Here is a 22826-nt window from a genome sequence, read left to right as displayed (position 1 = left end):
GTCCATCGGTTAAGGGGTGGCGCTCTCCCGAACGATCGTCGTCGCCGGTGCCGGCATCGGTGGCCTGACGGCCGCGCTCGCGCTCGCCGCCCGCGGCTTCCGCATCGTCGTGCTGGAGAAGGCCGAACGCCTCGAGGAGGTCGGCGCCGGCCTGCAGCTCTCGCCCAATGCCAGCCGCGTGCTGGTCGAGCTCGGCCTCACCGAACGCCTCAAGCTGCGCGCCGTCACCCCGGAAGCGCTCTCGATCATGAGCGCGCGCGCCGGCGGCGAGCTGCTGCGCATGCCGCTCGGCGAAGCCGCCTCGCTTCGCGCCGGAGCGCCCTATTGGGTGGTGCACCGTGCCGACCTGCAAGCGGCCCTCGCCGGCGCCGTCGCCGACCATCCCGACATCGACCTGAAGCTGGGCGCGACCTTCGAGGACGTCGCCCCTCACGCCAAGGGCCTGACCGTGGTCCATCGCAGCGGCACGATCCGCCGCAGCGATCTCGCCAGCGCGCTGATCGGCGCCGACGGCATCTGGTCCACGGTGCGCCAGCATCTGTTTCCCGAGGTGCAGCCGCGCTTTTCCGGCCTGATCGCCTGGCGCGGCACGCTCGATGCCACGCAATTGCCGAAGGACTATACCGCGCGCCGGGTGCAGCTCTGGATGGGGCCGAACGCCCATCTGGTCGCCTATCCCATTGCGGGCGGGCGCCAGATCAACGTGGTCGCGGTGCTGCCGGGCACCTGGAACCGGCCGGGCTGGAGCACGCCCGGCGATATCAGCGAGGTGATGGACGCCTTTGCCGGCCCACGCTGGCCGCCAGCGGCGCGGATGCTGCTCGCGGCGGTCGACAGCTGGCGCAAATGGGCGCTGTTTGGCGTGCCGGACGGCTGCCCCTGGAGCAAAGGTTCGGTGGCGCTGCTCGGCGATGCCGTGCACGCGATGCTGCCGTTCGCAGCCCAAGGGGCCGGCATGGCGATCGAGGATGCCGCCGTGCTCGCCCGGCATTTGAGCCTGGAGGCCGCCGAGAGCAGCAAAGCGGTTGCCGCCGCGCTGACGCAATACGGCCGTGCCCGCCAGGCGCGGGTGCGGCGGGTACAGCGGACCGCGCGGCAGCAGGGCCGCATCTATCATCTCAATGGGCCGCTCGCGCTCGCACGCGATCTTGCGATCCGCGCGCTCGGCCCAGAGCGCATGCTGGCGCGACAGGACTGGATCTACGGCTGGCGGCCCTGATGCGGCGCGCCGCCGGCAGCATGCCTCAGTGGGCCGCTTTGCCGGATTTCGACGCGGATTTGGCGCTGGCCGCGGGCGATGCCGGAGGCGGCGGCGCCTCGGGCGGCGTCTCCCGGCATCTGTTGCGGCGCCAGGCATCCTCGGCCAATTGGACCTGCCCGCGCACGGCGATATAATCGTTGCGATAAGCGAGTTCGGACACGACGGCGCCGCCGGCCCCGGTCTCGGCCTTCTCCATCAGCCTCTGCAGATCGGCGGTGCGCTTGGCGAGGTCCTTGCGCTCGGTCTCGAGCTGCTTGCAATCGTACAATTCGTATTTGGCGGGATCGGCAAAGGCCGGTGCGATCGTCTCGCTCACGCCGGCGCAGCCGGACAGCGCGAGGCCAGCCGCAAGCAGCGCGAACAGCGCGCCAAAGCCGCGCAGCCAAAAGGAAAACGAAGCAGCCATGCCGGATGAATAGCCCCCGTGGATTGAGAATGCCTAAAGCAGCAACAGATGTCCGGATTGAGGCTTTGCCTTGTGCCCCCGGCTCGCTTAAGGAAGAACCGTCCCTCCGGCGCGAAACGCCGCCAATTCCAGATCGCCGGAACGGACTTAAGTGTTTGATCTCGTTGGATCAAGCGGGCATGGCGGAATTGGTAGACGCAAGGGACTTAAAATCCCTCGGTGCGCAAGCGCTGTGCCGGTTCGACCCCGGCTGCCCGCACCACTAGCTTGTATCACCCTTGCTCGAGGCGCTCGGGCTCTGCGCGGAAATCGAGCAGCACGATCCAGAAGCAGATCAGCGCGATGACGAGGAGGATGAAGGTGCCCTCGATCGGCGCGCCCAGAAGCGAGACCAGTGCCGGGAAGGCGAGGCCGATGCCGAGGATGGCGGCGAGCGCCAGGGACGGAAGATCGACGATGAGGATCGCGGCAAGAAGCGCGAGCTCGAAGAAGGCATATTCCTTCAGACGCGGCGAGCTGAGATAGAGCGCGAACATGGCAAGCACCGTGATGCGCATGCCCGTGCTCGGGTGATCCATCAGCCAGCGATCGAGCTGCGTCAGCAGCGATGCCCCTGCCCGCACCGATCCGCTCGCGGCCGCGCGCAGGACGGACAGCGCGAACGGCACGAGCACGAGCGCGAGTGCCGCGAACGCGTAGGCCGCCAACATCGCCGGCTTGCCGTCACCGAAGCCGGCCTGGGCCATGAGGTCGCGCGCCAGCAGCAACAGCGACGGATTGGTCTCCACGAGACCGACGGCATGCTGGCCGGGAATTTGTCCTGCGATCGCGAGCAGCCAGCTCGCGAACAGATCTGGATAGAGTAACCGCGACAGCGCGAGCGGCAACGCGAAGGCGAACGCGGCCACCGCGATCAAGGCCAGCTTGCGGCCACGCGGCAGCGGCAGGAAATAGAGCGCCGCCAGCACCGGGACGAACACCAGCTTGAACGAGGTCACGAGGCCGAGCAGCGCAGCGCCGGCGATGCGCCAGGAAAAGTTCGAATTCTGTTCGGATGCGAGCGGGCGTAGCAGGAGCTTCAGCGCGATCGCGGTCAGCACTCCGCTCAGCAGCGCAAAATTCCCCGACGCCACCACGAATTCGAAACCGACGAACGCGCCGAGCGCGCAGAGCACCTTCAAGCCAGCATCGCGCGCGCTGGCACGCGTCCGGCCAAGGCCGGGCAGAAGCAGCGCGCAGAGCACGGCGAGGACGAGAAAGATGCTTCGGTAATGATCGAGCAGAACGCCGCCCGCGCAGAGGGGACGGAAGACGTCCAGCGTCACCGGCAGATAGGGATAAGAATAGGTGGTGCCCTTCAGGTTCTTGACGAAGTAGGGATCGAGCCTGTCGGCATGCGCATCGACCGCCGCGCAATTGACCCGGACGTCCCAGCCATACGGCAGGTCGAGCGAGGCATCGTTGGCGAGATTACCGAGCACCAGCAGCGCGGTCAGCGTGACCACGCCGGCAAGCCAGACGTTGCGCCTGGCAGCCTTGGCCGCAGGCGCCAACCATCGTGCTGCACCTGATATGTCGGACACGGGCGATACCCTGTTTGGCTTCTCGCGGCGCCGTTGCGGCAGCCGCTCCAGCCACAATGGACAGGACGGGTTGCCGATTCATCTTCCCGGCGTGCCGCGCCCGATCTTATGGTGAATCCCTGGTTGCAGGCCCAGCCCTCCGGCGACGCGGCTTGGAAAACGCTTCGATGTGCGCGGCGACGAGATCCCGGATGGCCCATCAGGCCGGCGACGGGCCCTCACCCGTTTTTGACCGCTCCTGCTCCGCCTGCCAGCCATCCCGAAACATGGGTTGTGCAACGCAGCATCGGGGCTAGATAACTCGCTTGATTGCAGGGGTAAGCTTCTTGTCCGACGTCAATGCCGACGGTTGGGTGTCCTCGGGACACCGCCCAATAGGTTTTCCGGAGTTCGTCATCGTGATCGCGTCCATCATGGCGCTGAATCCGCTCGCGATGGACATGATGCTGCCGGCGCTGCCCAATATCGGCGCCGCCTTCAAGATTCCCGTCGAGAACCATCTGCAATTGGTGCTGTCGACCTTCCTGATCGGCTTCGGCGCCGGTCAGTTCGTCATGGGTCCCCTGTCGGACCGTTTTGGGCGCCGACCGGTGCTGCTCGGCGGCATGGCGGTCTATGCGGTGGCGAGCGTGCTGGCGGTCATTGCCCCCTCGTTCGAGACGCTGCTGCTGGCGCGTGCGCTCCAGGGGCTCGGCACCGCGGCGACGCGCGTGATCGCGACCTCGATCGTGCGCGATTGCTATGTCGGCCGCCGCATGGCGAGCGTGATGTCGCTCGCCATGATGATCTTCATCGCGGTGCCCGTGGTCGCGCCCTCGTTCGGACAGGCGGTGCTGCTGGTGACGGCGTGGCGCGGCATCTTCGTCGTGCTGATGCTCTACGGCCTGCTCGCGCTCGCATGGTGCGTGCTGCGGCTGCCCGAGACGCTTCCCGAGTCGAAGCGCAGGTCGCTGGCGCCCTCCGACGTGCTCTCGGCATTCCGGCAGACCCTGACCCATCGCCAGACCGTCGGCTATGCCACCGCCGCCGGCAGCGTCATCGGCGCGCTGTTCGCCTATGTCTTCTGCGCCCAGCAGGTCTTCACCGGCATCTATCATCTCGGCCAATATTTCCCGCTGGCTTTCGCCGCGATTGCCGCCGGCACAGCCATCGCCGGCTTCCTCAATGCGAGGCTGGTCGGACGGCTCGGCATGCGCGTGATCTCACACGGCGCGCTGACGCTCTACACGGCCGTGGCCGGCGTGATGCTGCTGACGGAAAGCCTCGGCGTGCTGCCGCTCGCCTTGTTCATGGTGCTCTCGGCCCTGATGATGTTCTCGTTCGGCATGATGGTCGCCAACTTCACCGCGCTGGCGATGGAACCGCAGGGCCACATCGCCGGCACCGCCTCCTCGCTGTACGGCTCGATCACCACGCTGATCGGGATCGTGGTCGGCATGGCAATCGGGCAGAGCTTCGACGGCACGCTGCTGCCGTTCTCGATCGGCTTTTTCCTATCCACCCTCGCCGCGCTCGCGATCGTGCTGGTGGTGGAGAAAGGGCGGCTGTTCAGGCCGCATCATCGCCCGATCAGCTAGGAACTTCCCGCCCCTCGCGATGTTGTACTGCAGCAATTCAGAGGATTGGCGAGATGGAACAAGAGACCAGATCGGATCAGCCCGCGTCCGAGATCGAACAGCCGATTTCGCAGCCTCGTTCCGATGAACGAATGGACTCGAGCTTGGCATTCGTGAGTGAAGGGCTCGAGCAGCTGCGCGACAGCCACTGCTAGACGAGCGCGATCACAGACCGCCTCATAGAAAACGGCGCCGCAGGAAACTGCGGCGCCGTTCGTATTTACCTGCAAGGCGCGCGGCGCGTAAAGCGCGATGAGATTCGGATGATCGTCATCGCGCTTTAGGTTGTTGTTTGCGCATGATCTTTCCGGAAAACCGCTTCGCACTTTTCCGGATCATGCTTTATTCCTTCTTGTCGATGTTCCAGAACACCGGCGTCGCGGGGCCGTCGAGCACGCCCGTCAGCGATTTGCGCCAGCCGCTCGGGATGAGATACTGCCCCAGCGGAATGTAGATCACCTGCTCATAGGCCTGCTTCTGGATATCGGCGGCGATCTTCTTCTGATCGTCGACCGAGGCCGCGCGGACGAAAGCGTCCTTGAGCTGCTCGATCTTGGCGTCCTCCGCCCAGCCGAACCAGCCCTTCTTGCCCTGGCCGCCGATCGAGAGATTGGCGATCGGGTTGGACACGTCGGCCGCGACCCAGTTGGTGAAGAACATGTTCCAGCCACCTTCCTTCGGCGGCTTCTGGCTGGCGCGGCGGCTCACCACCGTCTGCCAGTCGGTCGCCTGAAGGTCGACCTTGAAGCCGGCCTCGCGCAGCAGCTGGGCCGAAACGATCGGCTGCGCCTTCAGCGTCGTGACGTCGCCAGGGGCCATGATGACGATCGGCGTGCCGTCATAGCCGGACTCGGCGAGCGCCTTCTTGGCTTGCGCCATGCCGTTCCCCTTGACCAGGGTCTCGGAGCCCGCATCGGTTGCGAGCGGCGTGTCGCAAATGAAGAACGCGCCGCAGATCTTCTGATATTTGGCGTTGCCGACCAGCGCGTCGAGCACGTCCTTCTGGTTCAGGGCCAGCAAGGCAGCACGCCGCACCTTCACGTTGTCGAACGGCGGATGCAGGAAGTTCATCCGGCCGAGCGTCTGGAAGCCGAACTTGTTCAGGACCTCGATGGTGAGCTCCTTGTTGCCTTCCAGCACCGGCAGCATGTCGAACGGCAGGTTCTCCATGAAATCGATGTCGCCCGACTGCAGCGCGTTCACCGCGGTCTGCGAGTCCGGCATGGTGATCCACTCGACGCGGTCCACCTTCACCACCTTGCCGCCGGAGGTCCAGCTCGCCGGCTCCTTGCGCGGCACGTAGTCAGTGTTCTTGACGTAGACCGCCTTCACGCCGGGCTGGAATTCGCCCTGCACGAACTTGAACGGACCAGAGCCGATCTGCTCGGGGATCTGCTTGTCCGGCGGCGTCTCCGCAAGGCGCTTCGGCATCATGAAGGCGACGCGCGAGGACGGCTTGCCGATGGAGTCGAGCACCAGGCCGTAGGGCTCCTTCAGCTTCAGCGTGATGGTCTTGGGGTCGGTCGCCTCGATGCTGGCGGTGAAGTCCATGAGCTTCTGTCCCATGCCGTCGACCGCAGCCCAGCGCTTCAGCGAAGCGACGCAGTCCTCCGCGGTCACCGGCGCACCGTCATGCCACTTCAGGCCGTCGCGCAGCGTGAACGTGTAGGTGAGCTTGTCGTCGGAGACCTTCCAGTCCGCCATCTGCGGCTGGACCTTGAAATTCGAGTCGGTGGCCACCAGCGTGTCGTAAACCATGTAGCCGTGGTCACGCGTGATGTAGGCCGTGGTGAAGATCGGATCGATGATGCGCAAATCCGAATGCAGCACCGCCGTGAGAGTCTTGCCGGCCGCGAGCACCGGCGAGGCCAGCGCGGTCGAAAGCGCGACGACCGACAGCGCAAGTGTGGAGGCGAACGCGCGAGGCCCCCGGCGCATGAAGTGGAACATAGAAAGTTCTCCTGACGTGAAACTGTTCAAAGGCAGGTTATTGGTTGAGCATGAGGTTCGTTCGTTGGGCGAACTAACCTCATGCAATGCCTTCGTCTTTCGAGACTTGCAGACAGGGTGAAGCGCGTCAATCCGGTTTCGGTGCAAGCCCTTGCGGCGCGCGCACGGGCTCCACAAAGATCGGTTTGGCTCTACAACACCCTCCGCTTGTCCCGTCCGCGCCAATGCAATGCGCGTTCCATCTTTCCAAGCTTGAGAGACATTGAGATGAATCCTGCCAATCTTCCCTTTGATTCCGAGGCCATGCTCGAAGGCCTGCGCGGCTGGATCGAATGCGAAAGCCCCACCTGGGATGCCGGTGCCGTGGACCGCATGCTCGATATCGCAGCGCGAGATATGGCGATCATGGGTGCGACGATCGAGCGCATCGCCGGCCGCCAGGGCTTCGGCGGGGTCATCCGCGCGCGTTTCCCCCATCCGAAGCAGGGCGAGCCCGGCATCCTGATCGCCGGGCACATGGATACCGTCCACCCGGTCGGCACCATCGAGAAGCTGAAATGGCGGCGCGAGGGCAACAAGTGCTATGGCCCCGGCATCTACGACATGAAGGGCGGCAACTACCTCTCGCTGGAAGCCATCCGCCAGCTGGCACGCGCCTCGTTCACGACCCCATTGCCGATCACCGTGCTGTTCACGCCGGATGAGGAAGTCGGCACGCCCTCCACGCGCGACATCATCGAGGCGGAAGCCGCGCGCAACAAATACGTGCTGGTGCCGGAGCCCGGCCGCGCCGACAACGGCGTCACCACCGGACGTTACGCCATCGCACGCTTCAACCTCGAAGCGACGGGCCGGCCGAGCCACGCCGGCGCGACGCTGTCCTCGGGACGCTCGGCGATCCGCGAGATGGCGCGACAGATCCTCGCGATCGACGCCATGACGACGGAGGACTGCACCTTCTCGGTCGGCGTCGTGCATGGCGGCCAATGGGTCAATTGCGTTGCTACCACGGCGACGGGCGAGGCGCTCTCCATGGCCAAGCGCCAGGCCGATCTCGACCGCGGCGTCGAGCGGATGCTGGCGTTGTCCGGCACCAGCAACGACGTCAGCTTCAAGGTCACGCGCGGCGTGACGCGGCCGGTCTGGGAGCCCAATGCCGGCACCATGGCGCTGTACGAGAAGGCCCGCGGCATTGCCAAATCTCTCGGCATGGAATTACCGCATGCAAGCTCCGGCGGCGGCTCGGACGGCAACTTCACCGGCGCGATGGGAATCCCCACGCTCGACGGCCTCGGTGTGCGCGGCGGCAATGTCCACACGCTCGAAGAGTATATCGAAGTCGAGAGTCTCGCTGAGCGAGGACGGCTGATGGCGGGGCTGCTGGCGACGCTGGAGTGATCGCGAAGCGATCCCGTAGGTGGGCAAAAGGCGCAAAGCGCCGTGCCCACCGTTTTCCCGACCGAAAGCAGGTGGGCACGCTCCGCTTTGCCCACCCTACGAAGATTGGCTGCAGCGCAAAAACTGTGGCCCTCGTGGCACGGGAATTGCTGAAATGTTAGGCTGATGGCAGGCTGGCCGAAGAGCCCTGCCCAATTTGACTCTAAACTGACGGATCCAACTTGCTCGGATATCTCCTTCGCCGAATTCTCGCCGCCGTGCCCGTGATGGGCGTGGTCGCGCTGTTCGTTTTCCTCCTGCTCCGCCTCACCCCCGGCGATCCCGCCGCGATCCTCGCCGGCGACAACGCGACCCCGGAACGGCTGGAGCGCATCCGCGAATCGCTCGGCCTCAACGAGCCGCTGATCGTGCAGTTCGTCACCTGGGTGAACAAGCTGCTGCACGGCGACCTCGGGACGTCGCTGATCTCCAATTTGCCGGTGATGAAGATGATCGGCCAGCGCGTCGAGCCGTCGATCTCGATCGCGCTGTGCACCATCATCCTCGCCGTCATCGTCGCAGTTCCCTTGGGGGTGATCGCGGCGTGGAAGCACGGCACCTGGATCGACCGTTTCGTGATGGGTCTGTCCGTGCTCGGCTTCTCGGTGCCGGTTTTCGTGGTCGGCTATGTCCTCATCCAGGTCTTCGCGATCGAGCTGCGCTGGGTGCCGGTGCAGGGCTTCCGTAGCATCTTCAACGGCTTCGGTCCGTTCTTCGAGCGCATGATCCTGCCGACCTGCGCGCTGTCCTTCATCTACGTCGCACTGATCGCGCGCATGACGCGTGCGGCGATGCTCGACGTGCTCGGCGAAGACTACGTGCGAACGGCGCGCGCGAAGGGCATCAACGAGGTTGCGGTGATGATGCGCCATGCTCTGCGCAACGCCGCCGTGCCCGTGATCACCGTGATCGGCACCGGCTTTGCGCTCTTGATCTCCGGCGTCGTCGTCACCGAGAGCGTGTTCAACATCCCCGGCATCGGGCGTCTCACCGTCGATGCGGTGCTGGCGCGCGACTATCCGGTGATCCAGGCGATGATCCTGCTGACCTCGCTGATCTACGTCGTCGTCAATCTTCTCATCGACGTCGCCTACACCCTGCTCGATCCCCGGATCCGGTACTGAGGCAAGGACAAGAACAAAATGTCGGTCGATACCCTTCCCCAGTCCTCCATTCCGATCACGTCGCCGCTGCGGCCGCGATTCGGATTCCTCACCTCGACCCCGATCATCGCCACCGCGACGTGCCTGCTCGCGCTGATCGTGGTGGTCTCGATCCTCGCGCCGCTGATCGCGCCGCATGATCCGATCCAGCTCGCCCCGTCGCAGCGGCTCAAGCCATCTTCCGCACAGTTCCTGCTCGGCACCGACGCCTACGGCCGCGACGTGTTGTCGCGCGTGATCTATGGCGGCCGCATCTCGCTTCTGATCGGCATCGGTGCGGCGATCCTGTCGATCGCCATCGGGCTGGCGATCGGCCTCGTCTCCGGCTTCTTCAAGCTGGTCGATTCCGTGATGATGCGCGTCATGGACGGCCTGATGGCAATGCCGAGCATCCTGCTCGCGATCGCCGTGGTGTCGCTGTCCGGCGCCAGCCTCTGGACCGTGCTGATCGCGATCACGATCCCCGAGATTCCGCGCGTTGCACGCCTGGTCCGCTCGGTCGTGCTGTCGGCGCGCGAGGAGCCTTACGTCGAGGCCGCGATCTCGGTCGGCTCGAGCCTGCCGAAGATCATGTGGCGCCACCTGATGCCGAACACGATCGCGCCGCTGATCGTCCAGGGCACCTATATCTGCGCCAGCGCCATCCTGACCGAGGCGATCCTCTCCTTCCTCGGCGCCGGCATCTCGCCGGAGACGCCGACCTGGGGCAACATCATGGCCGAGGGCCGCCAGTACTTCCAGATCAAGCCGTCGCTGATCTTCTGGCCGGGCCTGCTGCTCTCCATCGCCATCCTCAGCATCAACCTGATCGGCGACGCCGCCCGCGACGCCCTCGATCCGCGCATGAAGCAGCGGGAGGGGAAGTGAAACAAGTAGCGTTGTCATTCCGGGGCGCGCGTAGCGCGAGCCCGGAATCCATTTCACCACGCGTGCTGCGGCCCGATGGATTCCGGGCTCGCGACTTTGTCGCGCCCCGGAATGACGGAGAGAATTGACGTGACCGACACCATCCTCGACATCAACAATCTCGTCGTCTCCATCGGCAAGCAGCCGAAAGGCGCCAACATCATCGACGGCATCTCGATCCAGGTGCGCGAGCGCGAGACGCTGTGCCTCGTCGGCGAGAGCGGCTCGGGCAAGTCGGTGACCTCGCTCACCACGATGGGCCTGTTGCCGAAGGGCACCCTGGTGCCAACCGGCGGCAGCGTGAAGCTGGTCGGCGAGGAGCTGCTCACCGCCACCGACCGCCGCCTGCGCCAGCTGCGCGCGACCAAGATGGCGATGATCTTCCAGGAGCCGATGACCGCGCTCAATCCGGTGGTTCCGGTCGGCCGCCAGATCGACGAGGTGCTCCGCGCCCACACCAAACTCGATGCCAAAGCGCGCAGGAAGCGCATTCTCGACATGATGGAGCAGGTCCACCTGCCCCAGGTCGAGCGCATCTTCGCCTCCTACCCGCACCGTCTCTCCGGCGGCCAGCGCCAGCGCATCATGATCGCGATGGCGCTGGTGCTGGAGCCGAAGCTGCTCATTGCCGACGAGCCGACCACCGCGCTCGACGTCACCACGCAGAAGCAGATCCTGTCCCTGATCCGCGAGCTCCAGCGCGATCACGGCACCGCCGTGCTGTTCATCACGCACGACATGGGCGTGGTGGCCGAGATTGCCGATCGCGTCGCGGTGATGCGGCAGGGCCGCCTGGTCGAGACCGGTCCGCTCGAGACCGTGCTGCGCAATCCGACCATGGAATACACCCGCAACCTGCTCTCCTCGGTGCCGAGCCTGGTGCCGCGCCCGCCGCGCGAGGAAACCCGCGAGCCCGTGGTGCTGGAGGCCAACGAGCTCGGCAAGGTCTACAAGGAGCGCGCCTTCTTCGGCAAAGGCCGCGAGGTCGTCGCTGCCGACAAGGTCACGTTGACCCTGCGCAAGGGCCGCACGCTCGGCATCGTCGGCGAAAGCGGCTCGGGCAAGTCGACGGTTGCGCGCTGCATCGTGCGCCTGATCGATCCGACTTCCGGCGGCGTGCGCCTCGCCGGCCGCGAGATCGCCGACATCTCGCGCCGCCTGTTGCAGCCGCATCGGCAGAAGATCCAGATCGTATTCCAGGATCCCTATCGTTCGCTCAATCCGCGCGTCACCGTCGGCGAGAGCATCGCCGAAGGCCCGGTCAATTACGGCGTGGCGCACGCCGACGCGATGAAGCGGGCGCGCGAGTTGCTCGAGCTGGTCGGCCTGCCGCCGGATGCGGTGTCGCGCTATCCGCACCAATTCTCCGGCGGCCAGCGCCAGCGCATCGCGATCGCCCGGGCGCTCGCGCTCGATCCGGACGTGCTGGTCGCGGATGAAGCGGTCTCCGCGCTCGACGTCTCGGTGCAGGCGCAGGTGCTGGAGCTGCTCGACGAGATCCAGAAGCGGCTCGGCATCGCCATCCTGTTCATCACCCACGACCTCCGCGTCGCAGCCCAGATCTGCGACGAGGTCGTGGTGATGCAGCACGGCCGCGTTGTCGAACAGGGACCGGCCGCCGAAGTGCTGACGCATCCTAAGGAGGCCTACACCAAGGCGCTGCTGGATGCGGCGCCCGGGCGGGGTTGGGATTTTGCGAACTTCAGGCCGGTGGCCGAGGGCGTGGGGGCCACGGCTTAACTCTCTCCGCCGTCATTCCGGGGCATCGCGAAGCGATGAGCCCGGAATCCATCAGGCTGCGAACTCTGTCGCACGATGGATTCCGGGCTCGCGCTACGCGCGACCCGGAATGACGGCGGAGCAGCATTCCCAAATCGTCTTGACCCTATGCACGTCGCGAGTGCTTCCTCACCTTGCCCTCCTCGCAAGGGCAAGGCTAACGTCGCGCACTTTCAATTGGGACTGAACTGAATGACACGTATTGCCGTCGGCGGCTTCCTGCACGAGACCAACACCTTCGCTCCGACGAAGGCGACATTCGCCGACTTCCAGCATGGCGGCGGCTGGCCGGCGATGACTGAAGGTGCCGACGTGTTGAAGGTGATGCGCCGCATCAATGTCGGGCTCGCCGGTTTCGTCGACAGCGCCGAGGCGAACCGCTGGGAACTCATTCCGACCATCGCCTGCGGCGCGAGCCCGTCGGCGCATGTCACCGAAGACGCATTCGAGCGCATCGTGAAGGTCATGGTCGACGGCATCGCCGCCGCCGGCCCGATCGACGCCGTCTATCTCGACCTGCACGGCGCCATGGTGACCGAGCATCTCGACGACGGCGAAGGCGAGATCTTGGCGCGCGTGCGCCGCGTCATCGGTAAGGATGTTCCGCTGGTCACCAGCCTCGATCTCCACGCCAACGTCACGCCCGAGATGATGGAGCATGCCGACGCGCTGATCGCCTACCGCACCTATCCGCATGTCGACATGGCCGAGACCGGCCGCGCCTGCGCGCGCCATCTCGCGCTGCTGCTGCAGACGAAGCAGCGCTTCGCAAAGGCCTTCCGGCAATTGCCGTTCCTGATCCCGATCAGCTGGCAATGCACCAACGACCAGCCCACCAAAGGCATCTACGAAAGACTCGCCGCGCTGGAGAGCGATGCCGTCCCCACCCTCTCTTTCGCGCCCGGCTTTCCCGCCGCCGATTTCCGCGACTGCGGCCCCAGCGTGTTCGCCTACGGCAAGACGCAACACGACGCCGATCGTGCGGCCGACGCGCTTCTGAAGCTGATCGAAAGCCACGAGAACGATTTCGACGGCAAGATCTGGACGCCCGACGACGGCGTGCGCCACGCCATGGAACTTGCCAAGGGCGCGCGCAAGCCGATCATCATCGCCGACACCCAGGACAATCCGGGCGCCGGCGGCGATTCCGACACCACGGGCATGCTGCGCGCGCTGGTGCGCAACAAGGCGAGTGCCGCAACCGGCGCGATCTACGATCCGGAATCGGCCAAGGCCGCGCACGCAGCCGGCGTCGGCGCCACCGTGACGCTGTCGCTCGGCGGCAAGTCCGGCATCCCCGGCGACGAGCCCTATCGCGAGACCTTCGTGGTCGAGCAGCTCTCGGACGGCCGCTTCATCGCGCCCGGTCCCTATTACGGCGGCCGCGAGATGGAGATGGGCCCGTCCGCAGCCTTGCGCATCGGCGATGTCCGCATCGTCGTCTCTTCGCACAAGGCCCAGCTCGCCGACCAGGCGATGTACCGCTATGTCGGCATCGAGCCGACCGAACAGAAAATCCTGGTCAACAAGAGCTCGGTGCATTTCCGCGCCGATTTCGAGCCGATCGCCGAGAAGCTGATGATCTGTGCCGCGCCCGGTGCGATGCCGGCCGACACCGCTTCGCTACCCTGGACGCGCCTGCGCCCGGGCATCCGCATCAAGCCGAACGGCCCCGTATTCACGCCTCCCTCACGCTAACCGGACAGGACCACATGCCCACGATCGATCGCATCGACGGCTACGCCGACGAGCTCACCGCAATCAGGCGCGACCTCCACGCCCATCCCGAGATCGGCTTCGAGGAAGTGCGCACCTCCGGCATCGTCGCCGACAAGCTGAAGAGCTGGGGCATCGAAGTGCATCGCGGCCTCGGCGGCACCGGCGTGATCGGCGTCATCAAGGGCAAGGGCACCGGCAGCAAGCGCATCGGGCTGCGCGCCGACATGGACGCGCTGCCGATGGAAGAGAACACCAATCTGAAGTGGAGCTCGAAGATCCCCGGCCGCTTCCACGGCTGCGGCCATGACGGCCACACCACCATGCTGCTCGGCACCGCGCGCTATCTCGCCGAGACCCGGAATTTCGACGGCACCGTGCATCTGATCTTCCAGCCGGCCGAGGAAGGCCTCGGCGGCGCCCGCGCCATGATCAAGGACGGGCTGTTCGAGAAATTTCCCTGCGACGAGCTCTACGGCCTGCACAACGCGCCCGACCTCAACCATGGCGAGATCGCGATCCTGCCGGGCCCGGCCATGGCCAGTGCCGACTTCTTCGACCTGCGCATCACCGGCTACGGCGCGCATGGCGCGATGCCCGAGCGCTCCAAGGACGCGGTTGTCATTGCGACCACACTGGCGCAGGCGATCCAGACCATCGTCAGCCGCAACGTCGACCCGCTGCAGGCCGCGGTGATCTCGATCACCCAGATCCATGCCGGCTCCGCCTACAACGTCATTCCGGGCGATGCGCATCTGTGCGGCACCATCCGCACCTTCTCCAACGAGGTCCGCGCCCTGATCGCCGAGCGCATCCGCACCATCTGCGCCGGCATCGCCGCCGCCTATCAGTGCACGATCGAAGCCGACATCCGCGACACGTTCGGCGTTCTGGTCAACCAGGTCGAGCAGTCCAAGGTGGTCGAGGAGGTCGCGCGCACCATCGTCGATCCCGCCAACGTGATCACCCGCATCCAGCCGAAGATGGGCAGCGAGGATTTCGCCGACATGCTGGAGACGATTCCCGGCGCTTACTTCTGGGTCGGCCATGACGGCTCGGTGCCCGTGCACAATCCCGGCTTCGTGCTCGACGACAAGATCCTGCCGATCGGTGCCAGCATGTTCGCCCGCATCGTCGAGACGCGCATGCCGGTGGGTGGCAATGCATAAAAAGAGCGTCGAGGAAGCGGTCACCTCGCTGCACGATCTGTCCGCGGTCGACCTGATCGCGGGTTATCGTGCCAAGCAGTTCTCGCCGAGCGAGGTGCTGGAGGACGTGCTCGCGCATGTCGCGGCGTGGGAACCGCATCTGAAGGCGCTCTATGCGTTCGACCCCGATGGCGCGCGCGAGGCCGCAAAGGCCTCGACCGCGCGCTGGACCGGCGGCGAGCCCTCCGGGCCGCTCGACGGCGTGCCCGTGACGGTGAAGGACAACATCGCGACCAAGGGCGTGCCGGTGCCGCTGGGGGCAGCCAGCGTCAAGCTCGTGCCGGCCGAGAAGGACGCGCCGCCCGCTGCGCGGCTGCGTGAGGCCGGCAGCATCATCTTCGCCAAGACCACCATGCCCGATTACGGCATGCTGTCCTCCGGGCTCTCCTCGTTCCATGCGCTCGCGCGCAACCCGTGGGATCTCAGCAAGAACCCGGGCGGCTCCAGCGCCGGCGCAGGCGCCGCCGCCGCGGCCGGCTACGGGCCCTTGCATCTCGGCACCGATATCGGCGGCTCGGTTCGCCTGCCCGCCGGCTGGTGCGGCCTCGTCGGCCTGAAGCCGAGTTTTGGCCGCGTGCCGATCGACCCCACTTATGTCGGCCGTGTCGCCGGCCCGATGACCCGCACGGTCGACGATTGCGCGCTGATGATGAGCGCGATCGCAAAGCCCGACCGGCGCGACGGCATGAGCCTGCCGGCCGAGCTGCTGAACTGGAAGGGGCTGGAGAAATCTCCGCGAAAACTACGCATCGGGTTGATGCTCGATCCCGGCTGCGGCCTGGCGCTGGAGAAGCCGGTGCGCGAGGTCGCAGTGAAGGCCGCGAAGGCATTCGAGTCCGCAGGCAGCGTCGTCACCGAGGTCGACGGCATCCTCACGCGCGAGATGCTCGACGGCCTCGACAATTTCTGGCGCGCGCGGATGTGGGACGATCTGTCCAAGCTGACGCCGGCCGAGCAGGCCAAGGTGCTGCCCTATATCTTCAAGTGGGGCGAGTCCGGGGCCAAGCTCTCGGGCGTCGACGTCATCCGCGGCTTCAACCAGACCATGGCGATCCGCGCGGCTGCGGCGAAGCTCTTTTGCGAGCTCGACTATGTGATCTCGCCGACCGCGCCGAACGTGAACTTTCCGGCGGAATGGGCGTCGCCGACCAACGATCCCATGAAGCCGTTCGAGCACATCGCCTATACCGTGCCGTGGAATATGTCGGAGAACCCGGCGATCTCCCTCAACGGCGGCTTCGACGCCAAGGGTTTTCCCATCGGCGTGCAGATCGTCGGCCGCCGCTTCGACGACATCGGCGTGCTCGGCATGGCCAAGGCGTTTGAAGGCCTGCGCGGCCCGCAGCGGCCCTGGCCGAAGCCGCCGGCGTAACAAACGCTCGCTCGTCATTCCGGGTTGCGCCCTCTTGGCGCAAGCCCGGAATCCACTCATCCGCATTACTGATGTGGACAAATGGATTCCGGGCCCGCGCTTCGCGCGCCCCGGAATGACGTGCTAGAGAGAGCGACAAAGAAACAGGGAAGGAAACCACCATGGCGTATGAGACGATCAAGTACGAGGTCGCCGATCAGATCCTCACCATCACGCTGAACCGGCCCGACAAGCTCAACGCCTTCAACGCGCAGATGCAAGCCGAACTGATCGACGCGTTCGACACCGCCGACAAGGATGATAACGTCCGCGCCATCATCGTCACCGGCGCCGGCCGCGGCTTTTGCGCGGGCGCCGATCTCTCCTCCGGTGCCGACACGTTCGATCGCGACGCGCGGCGCGGGCCGGTCAAGCGTTTTGCCGACGGCAAGGTCGACTATAGCGACCCGCAGGTGCGTGACGGCGGCGGCCAGGTGACGTTGCGCATCTTCAAATGCCTCAAGCCCGTGATCGCGGCGGTGAACGGCCCGGCCGTCGGCATCGGCGTCACCATGCAGCTTGCAATGGATATCCGCATCGCCTCGGAGGCTGCGCGGTTCGGCTTCGTGTTCTCCCAGCGCGGCATCGTGCCCGAGGCGGCCTCGAGCTGGTTCCTGCCGCGCATCGTCGGCATCTCGCAGGCGCTGGAATGGTGCTATTCGGGCCGTGTCTTCCCGGCGCAGGAAGCGCTTGCGGGCCGCCTCGTCAGCAAGGTCGTGGCCCCCGATGATCTGCTGCCGACCGCCCGAGCGCTCGCCAAGGAGTTTGCGGCAAAGACCGCGCCGGTGTCGGTCGCGCTGATCCGCCAGATGATGTGGCGCATGATGGGCGCCGACGATCCAATGGAAGCCCACAAGGTCGACAGCCGCGGCATCTACGCCCGCGGCCGCTCGGACGACGTCAAGGAAGGCGTGGTGTCGTTCCTGGAGAAGCGTCCCGCGCACTTCAAGAACAAGGTGTCCACCGACATGCCGGATTACTTCCCGTGGTGGACGGAGCGCGAGTACAAGTGACGAGCGCGTAGCGCGCCTTAACGCGCAACTCGGCTGTTTGATCCATGCCAAGTGCGCATGGACAGTCGGTCGACAGGCCTGCTGCATCGCAAAACCACCTTGCGCTATCGTTCGCATCGCACAGGGAAGCGATGCCGATGCAACTTTGCCTGCGAATGGCGGCTCTCGCGCCACTCGTCCTTGCCGGCTGTGCCGCGCAGGACGCCGAGTGGGCGCAGCGCGGACGAGCCAGCTTGATCGGTCTCGACCAGTCGGCGATCCGCATGTGCGCCGGCCTGCCGGCCGGAACCGCCAAGGACGGTTCGGGCGAGATCTGGATGTACGAGCACGCGGCGAGCCCTCCCGGCGGCATCGCGCCGCCCACGCTCACGCTTCCGCCCGGCCTGAATATCGGAGGCCAGGCGCCGTCGGGCTATTGTCGCGTGCAGTTGCGCTTTGCTCGCGGCAAGGTCACCGAGGTGCAATATGCCGGGAATACCGACATCGGAAATGCGCGTGACGCCGTCTGCGGCCAGATCGTGCGGACTTGCCTCGGCTACGCGCCGGGCGGCCGCGACACCGTCGCGCGGACGTCACATCAGTAGCGCGACGCGTCCGATCGCCTTGCGGTCGAGCAACAACCGCATCGCCTTCGCATAGTCCTTAAGCGGCAGGCGGTGCGAGACGTTGGGGCGCAGCTTGCCCTCCTCCGCCCATTGCAACAGCGCCTTCAGGCGGACCTCGCCGAGCGCAGGATTCTTCCGCACCGCTTCGCCGGCGCGTACGCCGAGCACGCTGGCGCCCTTGATCAGCAACAGATTGGTCTTGGCCGAGCCGATGCCGCCGGTGAAGCCGATCACCAAGAGCCGCGCGCCCCAGGCGATGCAGCGCATCGAATCTTCGAAGACCTGGCCACCGACGGGGTCGAACACGACGTCGGCGCCGCGCCCCTCGGTGATGCGCTTGACGGCATCGCGAAACGGCTCGCGGTCGTAACGGACGAGATGATCGGCGCCGCGCGATTTCGCGATTCTGAGCTTCTCGTCGCTGGAGGCGGTCGCGATCACGGTCGCGCCCAGCATCTTGCCGATCTCGACAGCGGCAAGGCCGACGCCGCCGCCGGCACCGTGGACCAGCAGCACCTCGCCGGGCGCCACCCGGCCGCGATCGATCAACGCGTGATAGGCCGTGCCGTGGCCGGCGAGATAGGTCGCAGCCTCCGCATAGTCGAAGGTGGACGGCATGGGGGTGAGTTGCGACGGCATCACCACCGCTTCATCCGTGAAGGCACCAAAGCGCATCTTCACAATGACCTTGTCGCCGACGGCAACGCCGCTTGCCTCCGATGCCACCTCGATGACGTCGCCGGCCGCTTCCATGCCCGGCGTGAACGGCAGCTCCGGCTTGAGCTGGTATTCGCCGGCGGCCATCAGCACGTCGGGGAAGTTCAGCCCGGCGGCGCGGATGGCGACGCGCACCTCGCCCGGCCTCAGCGCGCGGGGCGGAAACTCCTCCAGCAGCAAACGCTCGGGCGCGCCGAGCTCGCGGCAGACGACGGCGCGCACCATCAGGCCGCGCTCGCCTTGCTGCGCAAAAGCGCTTCGCGGATCAGCGGCAGGCGGTCATTGCCGAAATACATGTCGGTCTTGTTCACGAAGATCGTCGGCGAGCCGAAGCCGCCGCGCGCGATGACCTCCTCGGTATTGGCCTTGAGCTGGTCCTTGATGCCCTGCTCGGCAATACCGGCGAAGAACTTTTGCTCGTCGATGCCGACCTTCCTGCAGATCTCCGCGAGCACCGCGTCCTGCGAGATGTCCTTGTCCTCGCCCCAATAGGCCTCGAACACTGATGTCGCGAACGGCACCATGTCCTGACCGAGCCAGAGGCAGCCGCGCATCGCCTTGACGCTGTTCACCGGAAACACCGTCGGCGGCATCTTGATGGCAAGACCCGCCGAACGCGCCCAATCCGCGAGGTCCTTCTTCATGTAGCGCGCCTTCAGCGGCACCGGCTTCTCGCGCTGCGCGTAGACGCTCGGATTGACCGAATTGAAGATGCCGCCGACCAGGATCGGCCGCCAGGTGATGTCGGCTCCGAACTCCTTGGCGAGCGGTTGGATGTTGTGGAAGGCGAGATAGGTCCAGGGGCTGGAGCAGTCGAAGAAGAATTCGATCATGGGGGTTTCCTTATTGTTGTCATTCCGGGGCGCGCCCCTTTGGGCGCGAACCCGGAATCCATTTCGCCTCTCATTACGCTGCCCGATGGATTCCGGGTTCGCGACTTCGTCGCGCCCCGGAATGACGGCGTGGCCGTCACTTCCTTCCCAGCACTTCCTTAGCCCGTTGCCCGAACATGATCTTGCGTGATTCCTCGTCGAACGGCTCTTTCACGAATTTTCCGATCGCTAGCCCCGCCTGCACCTGCGGCCTTGCCCGGACCTCGGCATACCAGCGTTTCACATTGGGATAGTCGTCGAGCGTAAAACCCTGCGCCTTGTGGGTCATGGTCCAGGGGAAGCAGGCGATGTCGGCGATGGAATAGTCGCCGGCGACATAGGCGCCGGTCCTGGCCAATTGGCGATCGAGCACGCCGTAGAGCCGCGCCGCCTCGTCGCGATAGCGCTCGATTGCGTAAGGGATCTTCTCGGCCGCATAGAGCGCGAAATGGCCGTGCTGACCGAGCATCGGCCCGAGGCCCGCCATCTGCCACATCACCCATTGGATCGTGCTGGAGCGGCCGCGCCAATCGGCGGGCAGGAAGCGGCCGGTCTTCTCCGCGAGATAGATCAGGATCGCGCCGGTCTCGAACGCCGAGAACGGCGCGCCGCCATCAGCGGGCGCGTGATCGACGATCGCGGGAATACGGTTGTTCGGAGAGATCGCCAGGAACTCAGGATTGAACTGCTCGCCGGCGCGGATATTCACGGGGATCACCCGATAGGGAAGCCCGAGCTCCTCCAGCATGATCGAGATTTTCCAGCCGTTCGGCGTCGGCGCGTAATAGAGGTCGATCATGGGCCTTCCCTTGCGCCGTCCCTATCGCTGCCGCCAGCCAATGACGACTTTTGTTGTTCTGTACCTCGACGTTAGGACATGGCAGGAAGGGGCGCAACAATCTGCCGGGAGGGCCGCCATGCTGTTTCCAACCACGATCGCCGGCTCCTTGCCGAAGCCGGAATGGCTCGCCGAGCCGAACATGCTCTGGGCGCCCTGGAAGTCCGAAGGCGACGAGTTGCTCCGGGCCAAGCGCGATGCGACGCTGATCTGGCTGAAGCTCCAGGAGGACGCCGGCATCGACATCGTCACCGAAGGCGAGCAGGCCCGGCAGCACTTCGTGCACGGTTTCCTGGAGAAGATCGAGGGCATCGATTTCGCCCACAAGGTCGAGATGGGCATCCGGAAAGATCGCTACAAGGCGATGGTGCCGCAGGTGGTCGCGCCGCTGCGGCTGAAGGACCGCGTCCATGCCTTCGAGGCGCGCGTCGCGCGCACGCACACCAGGAAGCAGCTGAAATTCACCCTGCCCGGCCCGATGACCATCATCGACACCATTGCCGACCGCTATTATGGCGACCGGGTCAAGATGGCCTTTGCCTTCGCCGAGCTCTTGAACGAGGAAGCCAGGGCCTTGCAGGCCGACGGCGTCGATCTCGTGCAATTCGACGAGCCCGCCTTCAACGTCTACATGGACGAGGTCAACGATTGGGGCATCAAGGCGCTGGAGCGCGCCGCACAGGGCCTCGCCTGCGCCACCGCCGTGCACATCTGCTACGGCTACGGCATCAAGGCCAATACGGACTGGAAGGAGACGCTCGGCAGCCAATGGCGGCAATACGAGCAGATCTTTCCGGCCATCGACGCAAGCCCGATCCAGCAGGTCGCGATCGAGTGCCGCAATTCCAAGGTGCCGCTCGACCTGCTCGCGCTGCTGAAGAACAAGATTGTGCAGGCCGGTGTCATCGACGTCGCCAGCGATACGGTGGAGACGGCCGAGGACGTCGTGAAGGTGATCGAGGCGGTGTCGCAATTCGTGCCGAAGAGCAACATCATCGCCACCACCAATTGCGGCATGGCGCCGATGCGGCGCGAGATCGCCGAAGCCAAGCTGATGGCGCTCGGCGCCGGCGCGGCGCTGGCGCGCGAGAGGCTGGGATGATGGCGGTGATCCGCAGGTCGCTCGGCTAGTCTGGAGCGGTCGGATGCAACGCCGGTCGATATCCGGCGCTGAACGCCCGTAATGTGGATGGAGGCGTCAGCAGCATCGCACTCGACAGTTCGTGCTCGGTACGGGCATAGCCGGCTGGCGACCAAAGCAGCGGCCGGCCTTTCGTCACAAGATAGCTCTGCTCGCCCTGCTGCACCATCACGCCATCGGGTAAGTCTGCGAGCGGCCCTCGCAGTGGGTGCAGGCGCTTACGGCCGTGATCCAGACGCTCCAGGTGCAGCTTTGCGTCCATCGACTTTGCGCTCACCTTGCTTGCGCCGTTTCCCCTCTCCCATGCCGCGCGAAACCGGTTGGCATCGTCACGCCGGCAGAAGAAGCATGGGCGATGTCCGGCAGCAAAGGCGGTGGCTTCGTCGAGAAAGAACAGCTCGGTCCAGCTCCGCCGCGCCATCACCGGCCGCCGCCAGCCGCGGAATTCGCACAGGCATGTGATCCAGGCCGGCGTCGACCAGCGCTTCTTCAGCAGCGTCTTCGTCGCGGGATCGTGGATGATGCCGCGATTGCCGGTGAACAGGCCGCGGTGTGGGGTGGCGATGATGTCGCCGGTGGGCGTGACTCGGTTCTGGAGGGGGCGAGTGGCGAATGGCGAATGGCGAATGGGGTCGGTGTTACTCGCCATTCGCTACTCGCCATTCGCTCTGGTCACGCCGCGCCGTCGCGCAGCGGCGGGTGGTAGGACAGTGCTGTGTCCCAGGGGAAGAAGATCCAGGTGTCCTGCGAGACTTCGGTGATGAAAGTGTCGACCAGCGGACGTCCCATCGGCTTGGCGTAGACGGTGGCGAAATGCGCATCGGGCAGCATCTCGCGCACCATCCTGCCGGTCTTGCCGGTATCGACGAGGTCATCGACGATCAACAGGCCCTTGCCGGTGCCGCCGCCGAGCGTCATTGTCGCCTCGGAAATGCCCTTGAGCACCTGGAGCTCGCCCTGCTTGTTGTGGTCGTAGCTGGCGACGCAGACCGTATCGATGACGCGCACCCCTAACTCGCGCGCCACGATCGCGGCGGGCACCAGGCCGCCGCGGGTGATCGCAATCACCGCATGGAACGGACCGACCTCGTTGAGCCGCCAGGTCAGCGCCCGGCAATCCCGGTGGAACTGGTCCCACGAGACGGGGAAGGCCTTGCCTGCCCGCTCCTGCGCACTCAGTTCCGGTGCTTCACCAGCCATCGCC

The 22826-nt window shown here is 65.7% G+C and carries 20 protein-coding genes and 1 tRNA gene; 13 read left to right on the top strand and 8 right to left on the bottom strand.

Going from position 1 to position 22826, the window contains the following annotated elements:
- Window positions 1-16: 16 nt before the first annotated feature.
- Entirely contained in the window at window positions 17-1219 is a 1203-nt protein-coding gene (locus ACTEK7_RS32575) for an FAD-dependent monooxygenase (protein ID WP_225147521.1), read from the top strand.
- Between the two features lie 25 nt (window positions 1220-1244).
- On the opposite strand, the gene ACTEK7_RS32570 is transcribed toward ACTEK7_RS32575, so the two are convergent.
- The gene (locus ACTEK7_RS32570; protein ID WP_225139812.1) at window positions 1245-1667 is read right to left on the bottom strand and encodes a twin-arginine translocation pathway signal; all 423 of its coding nucleotides are present in this window, start codon (window positions 1665-1667) and stop codon (window positions 1245-1247) included.
- A gap of 173 nt (window positions 1668-1840) precedes the next feature.
- On the opposite strand from ACTEK7_RS32570, the gene ACTEK7_RS32565 reads away from it, so the two are divergent.
- Window positions 1841-1929 (top strand) — tRNA-Leu (locus ACTEK7_RS32565).
- A 10-nt stretch (window positions 1930-1939) separates the two neighbouring features.
- Here the strand turns inward: ACTEK7_RS32565 and ACTEK7_RS32560 are convergent.
- Window positions 1940-3250, bottom strand: coding sequence for a hypothetical protein (locus ACTEK7_RS32560; protein WP_225147522.1), 1311 nt, complete (start codon window positions 3248-3250; stop codon window positions 1940-1942).
- A 326-nt stretch (window positions 3251-3576) separates the two neighbouring features.
- On the opposite strand from ACTEK7_RS32560, the gene ACTEK7_RS32555 reads away from it, so the two are divergent.
- On the top strand, window positions 3577-4827 hold the full coding sequence (locus ACTEK7_RS32555) for a multidrug effflux MFS transporter (protein WP_225147523.1): 1251 nt from the start codon (window positions 3577-3579) through the stop codon (window positions 4825-4827).
- A 381-nt stretch (window positions 4828-5208) separates the two neighbouring features.
- Here ACTEK7_RS32555 and ACTEK7_RS32550 read toward each other — a convergent pair whose 3' ends face one another.
- Window positions 5209-6816, bottom strand: coding sequence for an ABC transporter substrate-binding protein (locus ACTEK7_RS32550; RefSeq protein ID WP_036015319.1), 1608 nt, complete (start codon window positions 6814-6816; stop codon window positions 5209-5211).
- A gap of 267 nt (window positions 6817-7083) precedes the next feature.
- On the opposite strand from ACTEK7_RS32550, the gene ACTEK7_RS32545 reads away from it, so the two are divergent.
- The 9 genes from ACTEK7_RS32545 to ACTEK7_RS32505 all read left to right on the top strand — a co-directional run bounded on the left by ACTEK7_RS32545 (window position 7084) and on the right by ACTEK7_RS32505 (window position 18033).
- Window positions 7084-8214 carry a M20/M25/M40 family metallo-hydrolase gene (locus ACTEK7_RS32545; protein ID WP_036015323.1) on the top strand — a complete coding sequence of 377 codons (1131 nt, stop codon included), beginning with the start codon at window positions 7084-7086 and terminating at the stop codon, window positions 8212-8214.
- A gap of 221 nt (window positions 8215-8435) precedes the next feature.
- Entirely contained in the window at window positions 8436-9377 is a 942-nt protein-coding gene (locus tag ACTEK7_RS32540) for an ABC transporter permease (protein ID WP_036029753.1), read from the top strand.
- 18 nt (window positions 9378-9395) lie between these two features.
- Window positions 9396-10283, top strand: coding sequence for an ABC transporter permease (locus ACTEK7_RS32535; protein ID WP_036029754.1), 888 nt, complete (start codon window positions 9396-9398; stop codon window positions 10281-10283).
- A 129-nt stretch (window positions 10284-10412) separates the two neighbouring features.
- Entirely contained in the window at window positions 10413-12062 is a 1650-nt protein-coding gene (locus tag ACTEK7_RS32530) for an ABC transporter ATP-binding protein (protein ID WP_057029706.1), read from the top strand.
- Window positions 12063-12293: 231 nt separating this feature from the next.
- The gene (locus ACTEK7_RS32525) at window positions 12294-13799 is read left to right on the top strand and encodes a M81 family metallopeptidase (protein WP_036045893.1); all 1506 of its coding nucleotides are present in this window, start codon (window positions 12294-12296) and stop codon (window positions 13797-13799) included.
- Window positions 13800-13813: 14 nt separating this feature from the next.
- On the top strand, window positions 13814-14986 hold the full coding sequence (locus tag ACTEK7_RS32520; RefSeq protein ID WP_036015333.1) for a M20 aminoacylase family protein: 1173 nt from the start codon (window positions 13814-13816) through the stop codon (window positions 14984-14986).
- Window positions 14979-16397, top strand: a complete 1419-nt coding sequence (locus ACTEK7_RS32515; protein WP_036015335.1) for an amidase — start codon at window positions 14979-14981, stop codon at window positions 16395-16397. Before ACTEK7_RS32520 ends, ACTEK7_RS32515 begins: the two co-directional genes overlap by 8 nt.
- Window positions 16398-16558: 161 nt before the next feature.
- The gene (locus ACTEK7_RS32510; RefSeq protein ID WP_036045899.1) at window positions 16559-17449 is read left to right on the top strand and encodes a crotonase/enoyl-CoA hydratase family protein; all 891 of its coding nucleotides are present in this window, start codon (window positions 16559-16561) and stop codon (window positions 17447-17449) included.
- 137 nt (window positions 17450-17586) lie between these two features.
- A complete protein-coding gene (locus tag ACTEK7_RS32505; RefSeq protein WP_225147524.1) occupies window positions 17587-18033 on the top strand; it encodes a hypothetical protein in 447 nt (148 codons plus the stop codon).
- Here the strand turns inward: ACTEK7_RS32505 and ACTEK7_RS32500 are convergent.
- The 3 genes from ACTEK7_RS32500 to ACTEK7_RS32490 form a co-directional block, all read right to left on the bottom strand.
- Window positions 18022-18996 (bottom strand): NADPH:quinone oxidoreductase family protein, encoded by a 975-nt coding sequence (locus ACTEK7_RS32500; protein ID WP_225147525.1) that lies wholly within the window; start codon window positions 18994-18996, stop codon window positions 18022-18024. The genes ACTEK7_RS32505 and ACTEK7_RS32500 overlap by 12 nt on opposite strands.
- Entirely contained in the window at window positions 18996-19604 is a 609-nt protein-coding gene (locus ACTEK7_RS32495; protein WP_225147526.1) for a 2-hydroxychromene-2-carboxylate isomerase, read from the bottom strand. The genes ACTEK7_RS32500 and ACTEK7_RS32495 overlap by 1 nt, the downstream gene beginning before the upstream one ends.
- 136 nt (window positions 19605-19740) lie before the next feature.
- Window positions 19741-20442: a glutathione S-transferase N-terminal domain-containing protein gene (locus ACTEK7_RS32490; protein ID WP_109143282.1), complete on the bottom strand. Its 702-nt coding sequence runs from the start codon at window positions 20440-20442 to the stop codon at window positions 19741-19743.
- A gap of 118 nt (window positions 20443-20560) precedes the next feature.
- Here ACTEK7_RS32490 and ACTEK7_RS32485 point away from each other — a divergent pair, with 118 nt between their 5' ends.
- Window positions 20561-21583 carry a methionine synthase gene (locus ACTEK7_RS32485; RefSeq protein ID WP_109143281.1) on the top strand — a complete coding sequence of 341 codons (1023 nt, stop codon included), beginning with the start codon at window positions 20561-20563 and terminating at the stop codon, window positions 21581-21583.
- A gap of 25 nt (window positions 21584-21608) precedes the next feature.
- Here ACTEK7_RS32485 and ACTEK7_RS32480 read toward each other — a convergent pair whose 3' ends face one another.
- The gene (locus ACTEK7_RS32480) at window positions 21609-22271 is read right to left on the bottom strand and encodes a hypothetical protein (protein WP_225132682.1); all 663 of its coding nucleotides are present in this window, start codon (window positions 22269-22271) and stop codon (window positions 21609-21611) included.
- Between the two features lie 23 nt (window positions 22272-22294).
- Window positions 22295-22822 carry a xanthine phosphoribosyltransferase gene (gene gpt / locus ACTEK7_RS32475; RefSeq protein WP_036015348.1) on the bottom strand — a complete coding sequence of 176 codons (528 nt, stop codon included), beginning with the start codon at window positions 22820-22822 and terminating at the stop codon, window positions 22295-22297.
- Between the last annotated feature and the right edge of the window lie 4 nt (window positions 22823-22826).

Source organism: Bradyrhizobium sp. JHI2711, assembly GCF_056156565.1.
This window is presented reverse-complemented; position numbering and strand designations above follow the sequence as displayed.

What these genes read in the sequence shown, in the direction of transcription:
- ACTEK7_RS32520 (WP_036015333.1), top strand. Translation starts at nt 13,814, where the DNA reads ATGCCCACGATCGATCGCATCGACGGCTACGCCGACGAGCTCACCGCA.
- ACTEK7_RS32480 (WP_225132682.1), bottom strand. Translation starts at nt 22,271, where the DNA reads ATGGCGAGTAACACCGACCCCATTCGCCATTCGCCATTCGCCACTCGC.
- ACTEK7_RS32485 (WP_109143281.1), top strand. Translation starts at nt 20,561, where the DNA reads ATGCTGTTTCCAACCACGATCGCCGGCTCCTTGCCGAAGCCGGAATGG.
- ACTEK7_RS32515 (WP_036015335.1), top strand. Translation starts at nt 14,979, where the DNA reads ATGCATAAAAAGAGCGTCGAGGAAGCGGTCACCTCGCTGCACGATCTG.
- ACTEK7_RS32505 (WP_225147524.1), top strand. Translation starts at nt 17,587, where the DNA reads ATGCAACTTTGCCTGCGAATGGCGGCTCTCGCGCCACTCGTCCTTGCC.
- ACTEK7_RS32550 (WP_036015319.1), bottom strand. Translation starts at nt 6,816, where the DNA reads ATGTTCCACTTCATGCGCCGGGGGCCTCGCGCGTTCGCCTCCACACTT.
- ACTEK7_RS32510 (WP_036045899.1), top strand. Translation starts at nt 16,559, where the DNA reads ATGGCGTATGAGACGATCAAGTACGAGGTCGCCGATCAGATCCTCACC.
- ACTEK7_RS32570 (WP_225139812.1), bottom strand. Translation starts at nt 1,667, where the DNA reads ATGGCTGCTTCGTTTTCCTTTTGGCTGCGCGGCTTTGGCGCGCTGTTC.
- gpt (WP_036015348.1), bottom strand. Translation starts at nt 22,822, where the DNA reads ATGGCTGGTGAAGCACCGGAACTGAGTGCGCAGGAGCGGGCAGGCAAG.
- ACTEK7_RS32490 (WP_109143282.1), bottom strand. Translation starts at nt 20,442, where the DNA reads ATGATCGACCTCTATTACGCGCCGACGCCGAACGGCTGGAAAATCTCG.
- ACTEK7_RS32495 (WP_225147526.1), bottom strand. Translation starts at nt 19,604, where the DNA reads ATGATCGAATTCTTCTTCGACTGCTCCAGCCCCTGGACCTATCTCGCC.
- ACTEK7_RS32500 (WP_225147525.1), bottom strand. Translation starts at nt 18,996, where the DNA reads ATGGTGCGCGCCGTCGTCTGCCGCGAGCTCGGCGCGCCCGAGCGTTTG.
- ACTEK7_RS32525 (WP_036045893.1), top strand. Translation starts at nt 12,294, where the DNA reads ATGACACGTATTGCCGTCGGCGGCTTCCTGCACGAGACCAACACCTTC.
- ACTEK7_RS32545 (WP_036015323.1), top strand. Translation starts at nt 7,084, where the DNA reads ATGAATCCTGCCAATCTTCCCTTTGATTCCGAGGCCATGCTCGAAGGC.
- ACTEK7_RS32535 (WP_036029754.1), top strand. Translation starts at nt 9,396, where the DNA reads ATGTCGGTCGATACCCTTCCCCAGTCCTCCATTCCGATCACGTCGCCG.